At 58.9% G+C, this 15,716-nt stretch carries 17 protein-coding genes and 1 tRNA gene; 7 read left to right on the plus strand and 11 right to left on the minus strand.

The window, feature by feature from the left end; all coding sequences use genetic code 11:
- The first annotated feature begins 7 nt into the window (after positions 1-7).
- The 5 genes from cysC (at position 8) to LKE90_RS04580 (ending at position 4,914) form a co-directional block, all read left to right on the plus strand.
- Positions 8-1,885: an adenylyl-sulfate kinase gene (gene cysC / locus LKE90_RS04560; RefSeq protein WP_291491702.1), complete on the plus strand. Its 1,878-nt coding sequence runs from the start codon at positions 8-10 to the stop codon at positions 1,883-1,885.
- Between the two features lie 217 nt (positions 1,886-2,102).
- Entirely contained in the window at positions 2,103-2,396 is a 294-nt protein-coding gene (locus LKE90_RS04565; protein WP_291491703.1) for a hypothetical protein, read from the plus strand.
- Positions 2,397-2,420: 24 nt separating this feature from the next.
- The gene (locus tag LKE90_RS04570) at positions 2,421-3,605 is read left to right on the plus strand and encodes a hypothetical protein (protein WP_291501390.1); all 1,185 of its coding nucleotides are present in this window, start codon (positions 2,421-2,423) and stop codon (positions 3,603-3,605) included.
- A gap of 2 nt (positions 3,606-3,607) precedes the next feature.
- Positions 3,608-4,330, plus strand: coding sequence for an NAD-dependent deacylase (locus LKE90_RS04575; RefSeq protein ID WP_291491817.1), 723 nt, complete (start codon positions 3,608-3,610; stop codon positions 4,328-4,330).
- A complete protein-coding gene (locus tag LKE90_RS04580; protein WP_291491705.1) occupies positions 4,330-4,914 on the plus strand; it encodes a uracil-DNA glycosylase family protein in 585 nt (194 codons plus the stop codon). Before LKE90_RS04575 ends, LKE90_RS04580 begins: the two co-directional genes overlap by 1 nt.
- Positions 4,915-4,999: 85 nt before the next feature.
- Here LKE90_RS04580 and LKE90_RS04585 read toward each other — a convergent pair whose 3' ends face one another.
- On the minus strand, positions 5,000-5,698 hold the full coding sequence (locus LKE90_RS04585; RefSeq protein ID WP_291491706.1) for a MarC family protein: 699 nt from the start codon (positions 5,696-5,698) through the stop codon (positions 5,000-5,002).
- Between the two features lie 166 nt (positions 5,699-5,864).
- On the opposite strand from LKE90_RS04585, the gene LKE90_RS04590 reads away from it, so the two are divergent.
- Positions 5,865-6,257, plus strand: a complete 393-nt coding sequence (locus LKE90_RS04590) for a DUF4112 domain-containing protein (RefSeq protein ID WP_407066053.1) — start codon at positions 5,865-5,867, stop codon at positions 6,255-6,257.
- Positions 6,258-6,275: 18 nt separating this feature from the next.
- Here LKE90_RS04590 and LKE90_RS04595 read toward each other — a convergent pair whose 3' ends face one another.
- The 8 genes from LKE90_RS04595 to LKE90_RS04630 all read right to left on the minus strand — a co-directional run bounded on the left by LKE90_RS04595 (position 6,276) and on the right by LKE90_RS04630 (position 12,763).
- Positions 6,276-7,646 (minus strand): AtzE family amidohydrolase, encoded by a 1,371-nt coding sequence (locus tag LKE90_RS04595; protein WP_291491708.1) that lies wholly within the window; start codon positions 7,644-7,646, stop codon positions 6,276-6,278.
- Positions 7,643-7,831 (minus strand): DUF4089 domain-containing protein, encoded by a 189-nt coding sequence (locus LKE90_RS04600; RefSeq protein ID WP_291491709.1) that lies wholly within the window; start codon positions 7,829-7,831, stop codon positions 7,643-7,645. Before LKE90_RS04600 ends, LKE90_RS04595 begins: the two co-directional genes overlap by 4 nt.
- Before the next feature lie 70 nt (positions 7,832-7,901).
- Positions 7,902-8,687: a DNA polymerase beta superfamily protein gene (locus LKE90_RS04605; protein WP_291491710.1), complete on the minus strand. Its 786-nt coding sequence runs from the start codon at positions 8,685-8,687 to the stop codon at positions 7,902-7,904.
- 126 nt (positions 8,688-8,813) lie between these two features.
- Entirely contained in the window at positions 8,814-9,851 is a 1,038-nt protein-coding gene (gene moaA, locus LKE90_RS04610) for a GTP 3',8-cyclase MoaA (RefSeq protein ID WP_291491711.1), read from the minus strand.
- An 88-nt stretch (positions 9,852-9,939) separates the two neighbouring features.
- Complete coding sequence (locus tag LKE90_RS04615; RefSeq protein WP_291491712.1) at positions 9,940-10,119, minus strand: DUF3553 domain-containing protein; 180 nt, start codon at positions 10,117-10,119, stop codon at positions 9,940-9,942.
- A 25-nt stretch (positions 10,120-10,144) separates the two neighbouring features.
- The gene (gene pgmG / locus LKE90_RS04620) at positions 10,145-11,554 is read right to left on the minus strand and encodes a phosphoglucomutase/phosphomannomutase PgmG (RefSeq protein ID WP_291491713.1); all 1,410 of its coding nucleotides are present in this window, start codon (positions 11,552-11,554) and stop codon (positions 10,145-10,147) included.
- Position 11,555: 1 nt separating this feature from the next.
- Positions 11,556-12,434 carry a UTP--glucose-1-phosphate uridylyltransferase GalU gene (gene galU, locus LKE90_RS04625; RefSeq protein ID WP_291491714.1) on the minus strand — a complete coding sequence of 293 codons (879 nt, stop codon included), beginning with the start codon at positions 12,432-12,434 and terminating at the stop codon, positions 11,556-11,558.
- 243 nt (positions 12,435-12,677) lie between these two features.
- Positions 12,678-12,763 (minus strand) — tRNA-Leu (locus LKE90_RS04630).
- Between the two features lie 130 nt (positions 12,764-12,893).
- Here LKE90_RS04630 and lipB point away from each other — a divergent pair.
- Positions 12,894-13,580 (plus strand): lipoyl(octanoyl) transferase LipB, encoded by a 687-nt coding sequence (lipB, locus tag LKE90_RS04635; protein WP_291491818.1) that lies wholly within the window; start codon positions 12,894-12,896, stop codon positions 13,578-13,580.
- A gap of 10 nt (positions 13,581-13,590) precedes the next feature.
- Here the strand turns inward: lipB and LKE90_RS04640 are convergent, their stop codons facing one another.
- Entirely contained in the window at positions 13,591-14,841 is a 1,251-nt protein-coding gene (locus LKE90_RS04640; protein ID WP_291491715.1) for an MFS transporter, read from the minus strand.
- Positions 14,842-14,919: 78 nt separating this feature from the next.
- On the minus strand, positions 14,920-15,675 hold the full coding sequence (locus LKE90_RS04645; RefSeq protein WP_291491717.1) for a PRC-barrel domain-containing protein: 756 nt from the start codon (positions 15,673-15,675) through the stop codon (positions 14,920-14,922).
- Positions 15,676-15,716 lie beyond the last annotated feature (41 nt).

A 15,716-nucleotide genomic window follows, 5' to 3' on the forward strand; every position in this document is an offset into this window, starting at 1 on the left:
AGACACCATGAGCGACACACTCTCTGCTTCACGTCTTGACGCTGCCGACCGCGAGGCTCTGCTGGACACGGCAACGCCCATCGTCATCGTAGGTCACGTCGATCACGGCAAATCCACCCTGATCGGTCGCCTGCTGTATGACACCGACAATCTGCAGGACGGCAAGGTCCAGCAGATCATCGAGTCCTCCAAGAAGCGCGGTCTGGCCGTCGAGTGGAGCTTCCTGCTCGACAGCCTCCAGATCGAGCGCGATCAGGGCGTAACGGTTGATTCCACCCGTATCCCGTTCCGTCTCGGCAACCGCCAGTTCGTGATCGTCGATGCGCCCGGCCACCGCCAGTTCCTACGCAACATGATCACCGGCGCCGCCGACGCTGAAGCCGCCGTGCTGGTGGTGGACGCCAACGAAGGCGCTCAGGAGCAGACCCGTCGCCACGCGATGCTGCTGCGTCTGATCGGTATCCGTCACATCATCGTGCTGCTGAACAAGGCTGACCTGCTGGGCTTTGATGAGCAGAAAATCCGCGCCGTCGAACAGTCCGTGACCGATCTTCTGGCCCAGCTTGAGCTGAAGCCATCCCTGTTCGTTCCGGCTTCCGCCCGCGACGGTGACAATATCGCCTCCCGTTCCGAGAAATCTCCTTGGTACAAAGGCCCGATCCTCACCGAGGCTCTGGCGGCGGTCCCTAGCGGCAACACCCGCGCCGCGCTGCCGTTCCGTATGCCGGTGCAGGATGTTTACCGCTATGATGACGTGCGCTACGTCGCCGGTCGCATCGAGCGTGGCGTCATTCGCGAGGGTGACACGGTTGAAATCGGCACGCAGGGCAGCAAGGCCCGCGTGGCGAAGGTTGCCCGCTGGAACGCAGTTGACAGCAACGAAGCCGTGGCCGGTGAATCCATCGCGCTGGTTCTTGAACCGGATGTGATCCCTGCCCGTGGCGACATGCTGTTCCTGCCGCATCAGGCACCCGAGAAAACGGCCCGCATCCGTGCGCATCTGTTCTGGTTGCGTCAGGAGCCGCTGCGTGTTGGCGAGAGCTTCCGTCTGCGTCTCTCCACAGCCGAGCATCAGGTCACGGTTGCGTCCATCGACTCAGTCCTGCGTCTGGATGATCTGACCGAACAGCAGGCCGAGGAAGTCGGACCGGAGGGCTTTGCTCACGTTACGCTGGTAGCGGGTGAAGCCATCCAGTTCGACCCGTTCTCACCCGGCACATCCGATGGACGCGGTGTTCTGGTTGACCGCAACCAGCGCATCGTTGGTGGTGCTCCGCTGCTTGGTCCGGCCGATCTGAAGGACGGTCATGCGATCCATCCTTCAGCCGGTGAAGTTGACAGCGCGCAGCGTGCGCGCAGCAAGGGTCACAAGGCGCGTGTCATGTGGCTGACCGGACTGTCTGGCGCGGGCAAGAGTACCATCGCCCGTCTGGCCGAGAAGAAACTGTTTGCCCGTGGCACGGATGCGTTCGTGCTGGATGGCGACACGCTCCGCATGGGACTGTGCAGCGATCTGGGCTTCACCGAGGCTGATCGTCACGAGAATGTCCGCCGTGCCGCCGAGGTCGCCAGCATTCTCACACAGGCCGGTCAGGTCGTGATCGTGGCGCTGATTTCGCCGCTGGTGGCTGACCGCGCCCTCGCGCGGAAAATCGTCGGCGAGGCGTTTGACGAGGTGTTCGTGGACACCAGTCTCGCGACCTGTGAGCAGCGTGATTCCAAGGGGCTCTACAAGGCCGCACGGGATGGAAAGATCGAGAACTTCACGGGCATCAGCGCGCCGTATGAAGCGCCGACGAAAGCCGACCTGCATATCAGGGCAGACGGCGCCACGGCGGAACAGAACGCCGACGCGCTTGTGACGCACATTCTGAGCGTTATCTGATCCCACAAAGGGCCTGCCTCCTGTTTTTCAGGGGCAGGCCCTATCTCCCGCTGGCGTGTCCAGACGGGTCACACTTTGAAAAATATCCAAACATTTTGTGTTTTACCCGGCATTGTCTGGGTGAACATACAGTTTATGAATGCAGCCGTTCAGAATTTTTCGTGATCTGAATATGGGAGTATCGTTCTGAACGATCGCTGTCATCAGATGCGAAGATATGATTCAGCAGGCTGTTACAGTGCTTCCCAACGCCAAGACCAGAGCCGTTTTCCCCGTATCGCTTCTGCTGTTCGCAATAGTCTCCCGTGTCGCGACATTCGGTAATCCTCTCATTCATATCGACGAGCAGTTTTACCTGTTCGCAGGAGGACGCCTTCTTCACGGTGATCTGCCCTATGTGCAGATATGGGATCGTAAGCCGCTTGGTCTTTTCCTGCTCTACGCTTTTTTCCACCTGTTCGGGCCGTGGCGCTTTCTGGCCTATCAGATCGGAGCGCTTCTCTCCGTGTGAGGAACGGCTCTCGTCCTGATGCGCATGGCTGGAACGGTCGCTTCCCGCAACGGGGCGTTCGTCGCGGCGCTGCTCTACATTGCCTGGCTCAATCTGGCCGGCGGCGAAGGTGGCCAGAGCCCGGTCTATTATAATTTCCTGATGATTGCAGCGATGTCGCTGGTCCTGTTTCGGGTGGTTCTTCGGAATCCTCCCGACAATATTCTGCGGAAAACCGGCTGTCAGGCCATGCTGCTTGTCGGACTGGCCCTTCAGATCAAATATTCGGCTGTTTTTGAAGGTGTATTTCTTGGGATTTTCCTGCTCTGGAGCGACTGGCGCGCAGGAAACCCTCTCAATGCGATCCTGCGGGATGGTTTCCTGTGGTGCCTGCTGGCGCTCGTCCCCACACTTGCTGTCGCCGGTTTCTACTATGCGGACGGCCATGGTCAGGACTGGCTGTTCGCCAATGCCGATTCAATCTTTCTGCGCGGAACACGTACTGCTGCGACCCTGAGAGACAACAAACTGAGGATGTTGTCGATCACGCTGCCTCTCATCATCCCTGCCGTAGCGGGTTGCTGGTGGGGATTAAAATCCGCAGTCGCCGAAAAATCCACAGTCATGGCCTTTCGCTACCTCATTCTGTGGGCCGTATCCGCCTGTGTCGGGGTCATTCTCTTCGGAGGATGGTACACGCATTATGCGCTACCGTTGCTTCCCCCGCTAACGCTGCTGTGCGCCCCGCTCTGGGATGTTCCAAACGGCGGACGCGTCTGCCTTGTCCTGCTGACGGCATGCGGCGTTGTTATGGGGCGGAAAGATATTCATAAACACACACAACAGCATGGAAACAGGGCGACACTGGCCCAACTGACGACCGTCATGTCCCAGCCCATCGGCTGCACGTTTGTCTATCAGGGACCTGTCATTCTCTATGACGTCCTGCCGTGGTGTGGACTGACCAACCATCCCTTTCCCGGTCATTTCAACGAGTTCGCGGAAAGAAACGCAACCGGCATGGACCCTCATGAGGAAATGGAGCGTATTCTTGCGGCGTCTCCGCTCTATGTAACGACAGAAGAGCCAGCCTGGTCGGAAGAAAATCTTGCCATACGATCCCAGCTTTATGCCGTTCTGAAGAGCCGCTATCATGAGGTCTACAGACGCAGGCAATCCAGAAGCGGCGCTTTTCTGGTCGTCTACAAACTCGACAACAGGAAACCCTGATACTGGAACGCATCGTCATTCTGACCGGAGCCGGAATCAGTCGTGAGTCCGGGCTGGACACTTTCCGTGATGAGGGCGGAATCTGGTCACAGGTGCGGCTGGAGGATGTCTGCACGCCGGAAGGTTTCGAGCGCAATCCGGCCATGGTCGATGATTTCTACAATCGCCGCCGTCTTGAACTGAAAAACGTCACGCCCAACACAGCCCACTCCGCTCTGGCCGAACTTGAAAAAGCCTATCGGGAAGAACTGGAAGGCAACCGCGACGATGCCTTTCTTCTGGTCACCCAGAACATAGACGATCTTCATGAACGCGCAGGTTCAGAAAACGTCATTCACATGCACGGTGAACTGCTGCGTCTCCGCTGTCTGGCGTGCGGCGCCGCGCCGGAATGGGAGGGGGACTGCACCCGGGAAACACGGTGCCCCGGATGTGGAGAGAAAGCTCTGCGGCCTGATGTGGTCTGGTTCGGGGAAATGCCGCTGCACATGAAGCGGATCATGCAGGCCATCGACGCCTGCGACATCTTCGTCGCCATCGGAACATCCGCAACCGTCTATCCGGCTGCTGGTTTCGTAAGTCAGGCGGCTGACCACGCCCATACGGTGGAACTGAACCTCGTGCCGAGCGGCAACGCCGCGCTGTTCGACGAAGCAGCGTATGGCCCGGCGACCCAGATTGTTCCCCGTTTTGTCCGGGATCGACTGTCAGCCAGAAGAGTCTGATGTCAGACGCCACTCTGGACGAACTGGTTACCCGCATCCGCTCCTGCACCGTCTGTGCGCACGCGTTGCCGCTTGGACCAAGGCCGGTTCTGCATGTTTCGCCGCGTGCAAGAGTGCTGATCGCCAGTCAGGCTCCCGGCACGAAAGTTCATGAGACTGGCATTTCCTTCAATGACGCGTCCGGTGACAGGCTCAGGCAGTGGCTCGATATGGATCGGGACACTTTTTACGACACGGAAAAGGTCGCGCTTGTCCCGATGGGGTTCTGTTATCCGGGACGTCTGCCAAAGGGCGGTGACTGCCCGCCCAGACCGGAATGCGCACCCTTATGGCGCGAACAGGTTCTGTCTGAACTGCACGACATCCAGTTGACGCTGCTGGTCGGCAGCTACGCCCAGAACTACGTGCTCGGACCCGGCCGTGTTTCTGATCGTGTAGCCCATTTCAGGGATTATCTTCCCCGCTATTTTCCCCTGCCCCATCCCTCATGGCGGACCGGAGCATGGGAGAAGCGCAATCCCTGGTTTGGCGAAGATGTCCTGCCCGCGCTCAGACAGGACGTTGCCCGCATTCTCGGACAGTGATGCATACCGCCGGTTCTGGTCACACAACTCTGCACGGTGGTTGCCTGATATCATCCGTCTGCATGACGAAAGGACAGAAAACGTGTCAGTCTTTCACGGTATTCAGGAAGTCATGCCCGAACCCCATCAATCCGGCGGCCACGATCTGCACGCCGATCGCCAGCAGGATCAGGGCGGCCAGCCGTCCCATGATCCGGGTCCCGGTAACACCCAGAATATTGGTCAGCCGGTCAGCATAGGCGTAGGCAAGCCATACGGTCAGCGCCACTGCGACGGCCGCCGCGGACAATCCTCCCTCGTAGGCCAGTGAATGCTTGCCGCTGTCACCGGAACTCAGGGCAATGGCCACGGACATGGTGCCGGGACCAACGGTGAACGGCATGGTGAGAGGGAAGAACGCGATGTCCTGCGAGTTGGGCGCTGAAATCGGCGTGCCATCTTCACTGACAATCTGGCTCTGTCTCTGCTGGTCATTGTCGTCAGGACTTTGCAGCATGATCCAGCCACCACGCGCGACGAAAAGGCCACCCGCCACGCGCAGGGCGTTGAGGGTTATGCCGAAAAAACTGAGCATCAGACTGCCGATCCAGACAGACCCTATCAGCAGAAGCGTTGTATAAAAGGCGACCATCTTGGCCAGACGGGCGCGCTCGCTCGCCGGACAGTTACCCGCTGCCTGAATAAAAATGATCGCCGCCCCGAACGGATTGATGATCGAAAACAGGGCGGGAAACGCCAGAAGAAAGCTGTCGCGTGCAACGACTATGGCGGACGGGATATGCATGACCGGACGGGTTCCAGAAACGGGCCCGAAAAGGCCCAGAAAAATAGTGTCATCCGGCGGCTGACAGTCGCGACAAACCGGAGCGAAGCGGCCTCCATTAGCAAGCAAAGTAAATTTTTGCATTACTCTCCTTGCGCGGGAGACCGGCGATTCTCATATCTCTGATATGAATGCAGCAGCGGCTTTGAGCGGAGACATCCTGCCCCCACTTGCCGGAGACGAGCTTCAGCGTCTTCAGAGGCTGAGGCGGCTGGCATGGCTTCTGGATGCGGCCCTTCGCATACCCGGAACGAAATACCGGATGGGAGCGGATGCTCTGATCGGTCTGCTGCCGGTGGGCGGCACGGTGATCATGACTGTCCTGTCCCTGCTTTTCGTCTTGGAAGGCTGGCGTATGAAAGCGCCAGCCGGTCTGCTGGCCAGAATGCTGGTGAACATCGTGCTGGAAGCACTGTTCGATCTGGTTCCGGTTCTGGGAAATCTGGTCGATATCGCCTTCAAGGCCAATCTGCGTAATGTCGAACTTCTGGAACAGTATTTCGGCGTTGTCAGACGATAACCGACCGTTTTGTCTGGCTCAGTTTTCCTCTGATGGCGTCGTGCCCAGAACGGGATACCCCGCAAGACCCGCATGAGCGAGCGCCTTGCCTACAGCGAAAAGCACATTCTCTTTTCCGGGAGCGGCGATGATCTGTACGCCCAGCGGCATCCCGTCCTTCGCGGCTGAGGCGGCTGGAGGGAGAGGAGCGGCAAGAATGGGCATTCCTCCCAGACTCCAGGGTTGTGTGAAGACTCCAAGGTTGGCGCGGGCAGAAACGGTTTTGCCGCCAACCGAGATGGTCGCCTGATCAATACGGGGAGCTGGGCCGGGTGTCGCTGGCGCAATCAGCACATCAACCTGCTCGAAGAGTTCATGCAGCCCTTTGCGAAACCAGTTCCTGAAGCGGTGTGCCTGAATGACGGCAGCCGACGGCAGCATGGCGCCCGCGATCAGCCGGTCTCTTGTCGCAGGATCATAATCCATGGGAGATTTCCGCAGGCGGGGCAGATGCAGATTGCCCCCCTCGGCGGCTGAAATCAGGAAAGCAGACGCTCTTGCGCGTGCGACTTCCGCCAGTTCGATTTCTTTATGGCTACCGAAAAACGCCAGTATACGGTCGATGCCGTCGAGCAGGGCCGGATCGACATCCTGCTGGAACCAGCCTCCCAGCCGGGCGACACGCAGACCGTTCGTACCTTCGAGTTCCTCAAGGGCATGACCATTCATGGCCTCGAAAACACGCTGGAGATCCGTCACTGTCCCGGCAAAAGGCCCGATCGTGTCGAGACTGGGGACAAAAGGAAAGGTCCCGTCCAGCGGCAGAAGACCCTGAGTAGGACGCAGGCCCCAGATACCGCATAATGAGGAGGGCACACGGATGGAGCCGTTCGTGTCCGAGCCGAGAGAGAATGGCAGCAGGCCAGCCGCGACCGCAGCGGCTGAACCACCGGATGAACCACCTGCAAGACACTCGGTGTTTCTTGGATTGCGGGTGGTGCCGTAGTGGGCATTCTCCGTGGAGAAACCGTAGGCGAATTCATCCATGTTCAATGTGGCGACAGGAATGGCGCCAGCAGCGACAAGCCGTTGCACAACGACCGCATCCTGTGTGGCCGGAGGATTGCCGTTCAGCACGCTTGAACCCGCGGTCGTGACCAGCCCCTCCATATCGAAGAGATCTTTCACACCGAAGGGAACACCGGCAAGGACGCCGACCGGATCGCCGTTAGCTATTCTGGCGTCCAGCGTGTCGGCCATATGGAGCGCCCGTTCTGTCAGCAAACGGGTGGCGCAATGATAGGTCTGGTCACGGGTCCTGAGCGCCTCCAGCGTCGTCTCCACGACATCACGGGCGGTTCTCAGCCCGAAACGCACGGTGTTCGCAATGGCGACGGCAGTCTGGCTCATGGTGTGTACTCATAGGCCGGATGACAGTCGTCAGGAAGATCGAGTTCCAGCACAAGGTCGATATAAGAGCGCAGCAGTCTGGTATTGGCGGCAACCCCAGGCATGCAGGCCTCCGGGATTGTCAGCCCGATCTTCCGGGCTTCAGCAAGGAGCTCGTCCGCTTCCTGATCCGTGTCACACTGCACTGCTTTCGCCTTTCCCTCTGGTTACCTCGGATCGTCCTATCACATCCAAGAGCGATATTCCCGGTCCGTATCAGCCAAACCGGCGGATCGTATCAGCCAGAAAACGGTCAAAAAGACTGTCATCCGGAGCAGGATGTGTCGGCAGCTCGACTGTCTGCAAACGCTCCAGTTCGGCGTTCAGAAAAATCTGGGACCGAAAGCTTGGAGGAGATTCAGAATTTGCAACGTTTTTTGCCTTTTCAGACAACATGCAATCCATCTCGCCCGTGACTTCCGCGCTCAGCCCATCATACAGCACCCTTATGTCCTGCGGGGGCGGCCCGTTATCCTCCGCGATCGCTCTCCCCGAAAGAGTCGCATACATGGGTGTCAGGAACTCTTCCGTGCTCATGTCGTGGCCGAGCGACCATTTGCCCTGCGCTCCGGTCGCAATTTTGATTTCGTCTGCAAGAGCGGAGGCCGGCTGCCAGACGCGACGTTGCAGAACCGCAAGACGTCTCGTCAAATCCTCATCGGAACGATAGACCGCGCCGCTGTTCAGCCATGTCGTCTCGGTCGCGCTGGACTGCTTCAATTTTTCGACGAGATGCCGGATGTCCCAGCCTGTCAGTGAAAAATCATCCGAGGCAGGCAGCTCGACCGTCGCAGGACCGGGTGAGAGTTTCAGATACCAGTCCAGCCGATGTACATAGACAAACATGATGCGGTACGGGCTGTCCACAGACTCCATACCCTGCCCTCGCAGGCCGGCATCCACTGCAAGGAGAATACGGGCGCCCAGTGATGTCTCGATTTCTTCAAGAGCTTTCTCAACGATGTCCTGAATGACGGGATCAATCCGACTGCTGACGCTCATTTCCTGCCTCATGTTGTGCATCGTGGCATGAGGCACGGAATATATTGAGAAATCACCAATTCCGTGAAAATGCCATCCGGCGCTAATGTCCGTTCGTGTTAGGCAAACGTCAACAGTCTGATTAACTTATCCACCTGTAACACTCATCAGACGTGTCGGTCCCCGCACTTTCGCATCGTTGTCAGGAATGAGAAATTCGTGACGCAAAGGCTTGCGGGACAGACTCAGGTCAATAGCTTCGAGAATATCGGCATCGCTCCCGCCATTCCGCAGAATGGCGCGCAGATCGACAGCCCCATCCGATCCGAGGCACGTATAGAGTTGCCCCGAGCAGGACAGACGGACACGGTTGCAACTGTCACAGAAATTGTGACTGAGCGGCGTGATGAAACCGAGATTCTGTCCGGTCTCACCGATACGCACATAGCGTGCGGGCCCCGCGCCACCCGCACCGCTCGCGGCTTCAAACGTCCAGCGCTTCTGTAGGCTGAGCCTCACGGCGTGGAGAGGAAGATACTGGGCCCGCCGGTCCTCTCCGGTTTCTCCCATCGGCATCGTCTCGATCAGACACAGATCGGCGCCGACTTCGCCACACCAGACGATCAGATCATCAAACTCGTCATCGTTGATCCCCTTCATGGCAACGGTATTGATGCGGACAGCCAGCCCCGCATTCCGCGCGGCACGAACACCCTCAAGGGTCCGATACAGATCGCCGCGCCGGGTAATCGCGGAAAACCGGTCCGGCTTCAGGGAATCCAGACTGACATTGACCCTCCTTACCCCGGCTCTCGCCAGAAGGTCGGCATAACGCCCCAACTGGCTGCCATTGGTCGTCAGCGTCAGTTCATCCAGACCCGGCCCAGTCGCGTCAGCCGGTCTAGTCGCGTCGGGTTGAATCCATCGTCCAAGGGTGAGAAGAAAATCGCCAATATCGCGTCTGACCAGCGGCTCACCACCCGTCAGACGGATCCGTCGCACGCCATGACGGATGAAGACCGCGCAGAGCCGTTCGAGTTCCGCATAGGTCAGAACCTCAGGACGAGGCAGAAACTCCATGTTCTCCGACATGCAGTATACGCAGCGCATGTCGCACCGGTCTGTCACCGAAACACGGAGATAAGAGATTTTTCGGCCCTGAGTATCAATTAAACTGGACTGCATCGGTCCTGTATAAACCCGGGGATCACGGCTGGAAAGCGAAACTGCTTCCAGAGAAGCAGTATCTGCATGGCACACAGGCTGTAACGGATCAGATAACGGCAAGTGTTATGACACGGGCATCCAGAACCACTTTGCCCATATGCAGGAAATTGACCGTTACCCTATGAGAAATGGCCGACTGCACCTGCCCTTCTCCCCATTCAGGGTGATCGGGGTGCCGGACCCACTGGCCCGGCTCAAGAAAGGAACAGAATGCGTCAGTCGGCACAGACTGCTCCTTTCTTGCGAGTCACTCAGTGACCGGCGTTTTCACCCGAGAAGTCAGGCTTCTCCAGACCGGACAGCTCAAGCTGGCGCGTCAGCGCCGCCTTGAGGTTGTCCAGACCGGCATCGCTCTTGCCTTCGCAACGCGCGACCAGAACGGCCTGTGTGTTGGACGCACGGAGCAGCCACCAGCCGTCCGGCGTGTTCACGCGCACGCCGTCGATCTCGGACACGTCCGCGCCATCCTTGCGGAGACGCTCTGCCACTTCCTCGATCACCTTGAATTTGCGCAGATCGTCGCAGTCAAAGCGGATTTCCGGCGTGGAGATGGTCTGCGGCAGAGCCTTGCGGAAAGCCGACAGCGGCTCACCCATACGGGCAACGATGCCCAGCACGCGGATGGCGGCGTAAATCGCATCGTCAAAGCCGTACCACTTGTCGGCAAAGAAGATGTGACCGGACATTTCACCTGCCAGCGGAGACTTGGTCTCGGCCATCTTCGACTTGATGAGCGAATGACCCGTGCGCCACATCAGCGGCTCGCCACCGGCCTTCTTCACTTCGTCGAACAGAACCTGAGACGCCTTCACGTCGGCGATGATCGTGCCGCCGGGATGGTTCTTCAGGACGTCGCGCGCCAGCAGGACGAGAATCTGGTCACCCCAGAGGATGCCGCCCTCATTGTCCACAACGCCGACACGATCCGCGTCACCGTCAAAGGCAATGCCGAGATCAGCCTTGTTCTCTTTGACAGAGGCGATGATCTGCTCAAGGTTCTTCGCAACCGTCGGGTCGGGATGATGCGCCGGGAACGTGCCGTCAACTTCACCATTCAGGACGATGTGCTGGCCGGGAAGCCTGTCCAGCAGAGCTGGCAGGATATCACCCGCGACGCTGTTGCCGTTGTCCCAGACAACCTTGAGCTTGCGGTCGCCGCCGTCATAATCTTTCAGAAGGCGATCGATATAGTCCTTCTTGATATCGACGGTCTTGACCGTGCCTTTTGCCTCGGGGACGACATCGCCCGTGTGGGCCAGATGGCCGAGATGCTTGATCTGCTCACCGAAGAACGGCTTGTTGGCCAGCATCATCTTGAAGCCGTTGTAGTTGGCCGGGTTGTGGCTGCCCGTGACCATGATCGCGCCGTCCGCTTTCAGCGTGACGGAAGCGAAATACAGCATCGGGGTCGGACCACGGCCCACGCGGATCACGTCCGCGCCGGAAGCGACAGCGCCGTTGACCAGAGCCTCTTCCAGTGACGGAGAGGACACACGGCCGTCACAGCCGATCACGACAGTCTTGCCGCCGTTCTTCAGAACGATGCTGGCGAAGGTGCGACCAATGGCGAAGGCGTCTTCGACATGCAGGGTTTTGCCGACGATTCCGCGAATGTCATATTCGCGGAGGCTCGTCTGCTCGAAAGTGTGCTTGAAACTCATATCAGACAGCTCCCGTATATTTCTTCAGGAACGTCTTCACATCGGATGCGAGTTCAGGACGCTCAAGAGCAAAGGCGATCTGGGCTTCGAGGAAGCCGATCTTGTTGCCGCAGTCGAAGCGGGTGCCTTCGTAACGCAGGCCGTGGAACGGCGTCTTGCCGATCGTCTTGGCCATGGCGTCCGTCAACTGCACTTCCCCGCCCGCACCTTTTTCAAGGAGAGACAGGAACGGCATGATGTCCGGCGTCAGGACATAACGACCGATGATCGACAGGTTGGACGGCGCATCTTCCGGCTTCGGTTTCTCGACCAGACCGGTGATCTCGACCAGTTTACCGTCATCCTTCCCGGGCTTCAGAATGCCGTAACGGTTGGTGTGCTCACGGGGAACCTCTTCCACTGCAACCACACTGCCGCCTGTGGCGTAATAAGCATCGGCAAGCTGCTTCATGCAGGCGACATTGCCCTGCACGACATCATCCGGAAGAAGGATGGCAAACGGATCATCACCAATGAAGCTGCGGGCGCACCAGATGGCGTGACCAAGACCCATCGGCTCCTGCTGGCGCACGGCGATGAGAGAACCGGCTTCAATGCTGCTGGGCTCCAGAGCCTTCAGGGCATCGAGCTTGTTGCGCTCACGCAGGGTATGCTCCAGCTCGAACGCGACGTCGAAATAATCGATCAGAGAGTCTTTGCCGCGACCCGTGATGAGGCAAATCTCTTCGATGCCTGCTGCCCGTGCTTCATCAATCGCATACTGGATCAATGGCTTGTCTACGACAGGCAGCATCTCTTTCGGCATGGCTTTGGTGGCGGGAAGGAAACGGGTTCCAAGCCCGGCAACCGGAAGAACTGCTTTACGTAAAGGCTTGATCACGAAGTAGTACCTTTATCCATGCTTCGGAACAGGGCACACGAGCAGACCTCCCGCGCCCAGATGGTGGAGACTCTAAATCGGTCTCACCAGTCTGTTCTAGTGCAGAAGTCTGTTAAAAACGCGGCAAAAGGAAATTATTTATAAAAAACAAAGACAGACCACCCCCGCATTTTCTGCGTGGTGGTTTGATTTGCATCAACTGTCTTTATTTTGAAAAGTAAAACCCTGTGATCAGGGTAACTTTGGTGCGGCCGAGAAGACTCGAACTTCCACAGGGTTTCCCCCACAAGCACCTCAAGCTTGCGCGTCTACCATTCCGCCACGGCCGCCCGTGACAACCAGTCTCATTTGAGTGATACCGGTTGAAGTTGGAGGGGCGTATAACTGATGCCTGAGAATGCTGCAATGTCTGAATGTACGATTCGTGACAAAGACCCTGATTTAATTGTCGACAGGACCATGCCGTCCGGGATCGTCCCGCAAATATTCCGGGATAACGGCGGAATCGTGTGGGAGCGATCGACCGACTTCGTCCCCTATCCTGTCGCTCTTTCCCGCATGGAAGACACTGTCCGGGAGATTCGCGCCGACGGAGCGCAGGAGCGAATCTGGCTCCTTGAACATCCTCCCCTGTTCACTGCGGGAACCTCCGCAAAGGAAGCCGATCTATTCAATCCGCGAGGCTATCCTACCTACCCCGCCGGACGCGGCGGTCAGTGGACCTATCACGGGCCGGGACAGCGGGTGGCCTATCTGATGATGGACCTGTCCCGCCCTCACGGCGCCGTGCCTGAGCGTGATCTGCGGGCCTATGTCTCATTTCTGGAACAGTGGATCATCACTACGCTTGCCCGTCTCGGCGTTCAGGGCGAACGGCGCGAGGGGCGTGTAGGCGTCTGGGTCGTCGATTCCCGAACCGGCGCGGAAGCCAAGATAGCGGCTCTCGGCGTCAGGGTGACCCGCTGGGTGAGCTGGCACGGAATTTCGATCAACGTCGATCCGGACCTGTCCGCATTCGACGGTATCGTTCCCTGCGGGATCAGGGAGTTTGGTGTCACCAGCCTGAGGAAACTCGGAGTGACGGCCACCATGCAGGAGCTTGACGCCATTCTGGTGGAGGAGTGGGACCGGCTCATCTCACGCTGAGACCGGAAGCTCAGCTCTGCGGTTCGACGTCCTGTCTGCGCGTTTCCTTCATGAGGAAAGCAATCAGCAGCAGACAGACGCCTCCCGCCGCCGACAGCAGGAGAAACGCATATCGGAGTGAATGATCGGCCACCGCCCCTGCGAGAGTCGTGCTGAAGCTGGCGCCCAGCCCCATGGCAAGCCCGAGCAATCCCATGCAGAGGTTGAAATGGCCGGTGCGACGGGTCAGATCGGCCGCCACAAGTGGCAGCATGACCCCGAACGATGCCGAACTGATTCCGTCCAGCATCTGAAACGGCACGACAAGCCAGGGGTTGGACGTGCAGCTCAGAAGGATGCCGCGCAAGGGAAGCGCCATGAATGTCAGCAGCATCACGGGCCTGCGCCCGATGGTCTCCGCCCAGCGTCCGATCCACGGAGACAGGGCCGCGCCCAGAAGCTGCGGCGCCAGAATACAGGCCGCAATAATGATTTCTGCCGAATGACCTGCGTCTTTCGTGATCTGCCCCGCCGCCAGCGGCAGCATGGCGGCGTTGGCCAGATGAAAGAACACGACGCAGAGCGCGAAGGCGAACAGCCCCGGCTCTCTCAGAAGAGTGAGGTAAGATCGGACTTTCGCCTGTCTGGGGCTTTCCCCCTCCGCCAGCCCCGAGGCGCTGCGATCGAGCGGCGTCCCCACCGGCTCGATCATGCGAAGAGCTATCAGACCGGGAGCAGCCATGAGCGCCCCCAGAAAGAACGTCGCTCTCGCTGAAAGGAAATAACCGGCGGCGCCCATCAACCCTGCTGACAAGGCGTTTCCCACAGCGGCGAAACTGGCGTTACGCCCAAAACGGATACCGAGTGCGCCTTTGGCCTTGTCCGGATCACGGGCGATGGCCAGAGCGACGACGCCCAGAGTCAGCGCGCTGATGGCAGGATTGAGCGTGCAGCTTGCCAGACCATGCAGGATCTCGGCGATCGCTACCGGCAGACGCTCCGGCATGATCGCCATGATGAGGCATGATGCGATGATCGCCACAATCGACAGCTCGGCAATCAGCCGTTTGTTCCGCAAGGCATCCACCAGCGCGCCAGCGGGAACCTGACTGACCATCGCCGTAATGGAGCCGATTGTCAGGGCGATGCCGATTTCACCCTGCGTCCAGTGCTCTTCCGTGAGATATACGGAGACAAACGGACCGAAGGCGGCCTGAAGATTGGCGACAAAAAAGCTGACTCCATCCAGCCCCATCGTGCTGTTGGGTTTGAGCTTTTTCATGATGTCAGCCTGTCTCTGCTGACAGGCATTCTGATGGGGCGCTCACCACGGGCGACATGGCGCGCCTCTGCCATCCGCTCACTCGCCGGAAGAAGAGGCGGGCGAAGAAGGAGCTGGCACGACAGGCGCTTTCACTGAAACCGTTTCAGCCGATGAGGGGCTGGATGTGTCCACGGGCTGTCCTGTTGCCAGCAGACGCGGACCTGTCAGCACGGATGTATTTTTGTCCCCTCTTTTATATTCTGGAGCCGAGCGGATGACGGCCGCCGAAACCTGCATGATGACCGGGGCCTGCGGATCGGCGTGACTGACCTGAATCAGGTCCGAGGACACGGCCACACGGCGATTGCCGACGCCCAGAAATCCGCCAATATCAATCACCACCGCCTGCATCTCTCCATCGCCGTCAATCAAAACGTCAACGATATGGCCAAGGTTGCCGCCTGCGACGGCCTGCACGTCCCGGTCGATCAGGCTGCCAAGCGGCTGCTCCTCGATCGTGGCCGTCGCGGATTCCTGTGAGGATTCGCCTGAAGCGGGTTTCGGGGGTGGAGAATCGGGGATGTCCAGATCAGGATTGTCGCCTGTTACGGCGTCGCGGTTCACGGTGTTCATGTGACCGGCGTGATCCAGCGCCTGACCCTGCTGCGCCCGATCCACTGGAGGCTGACCGGCCTCCCGAGATTGCGCCAGAACTTGCGCCAGAATTCCGGATGATGACGCGACCAGAGCAGCCGCCACAGCACAGAAAAGCCCTGCACAGCGCAGGATGCCCTGTGCCCGCAGGATACGTGACTGGAAGCCATCCATCGCATCGCTCTTCAGCCTGTTCATTTCGGAAGCCTGTTCCTTGAGAAAGATGGCCGGAAACTCTC

The sequence above is a fragment of the Acetobacter sp. genome (genome assembly GCF_022483985.1).
In the GTDB taxonomy this organism is placed as follows: domain Bacteria; phylum Pseudomonadota; class Alphaproteobacteria; order Acetobacterales; family Acetobacteraceae; genus Acetobacter.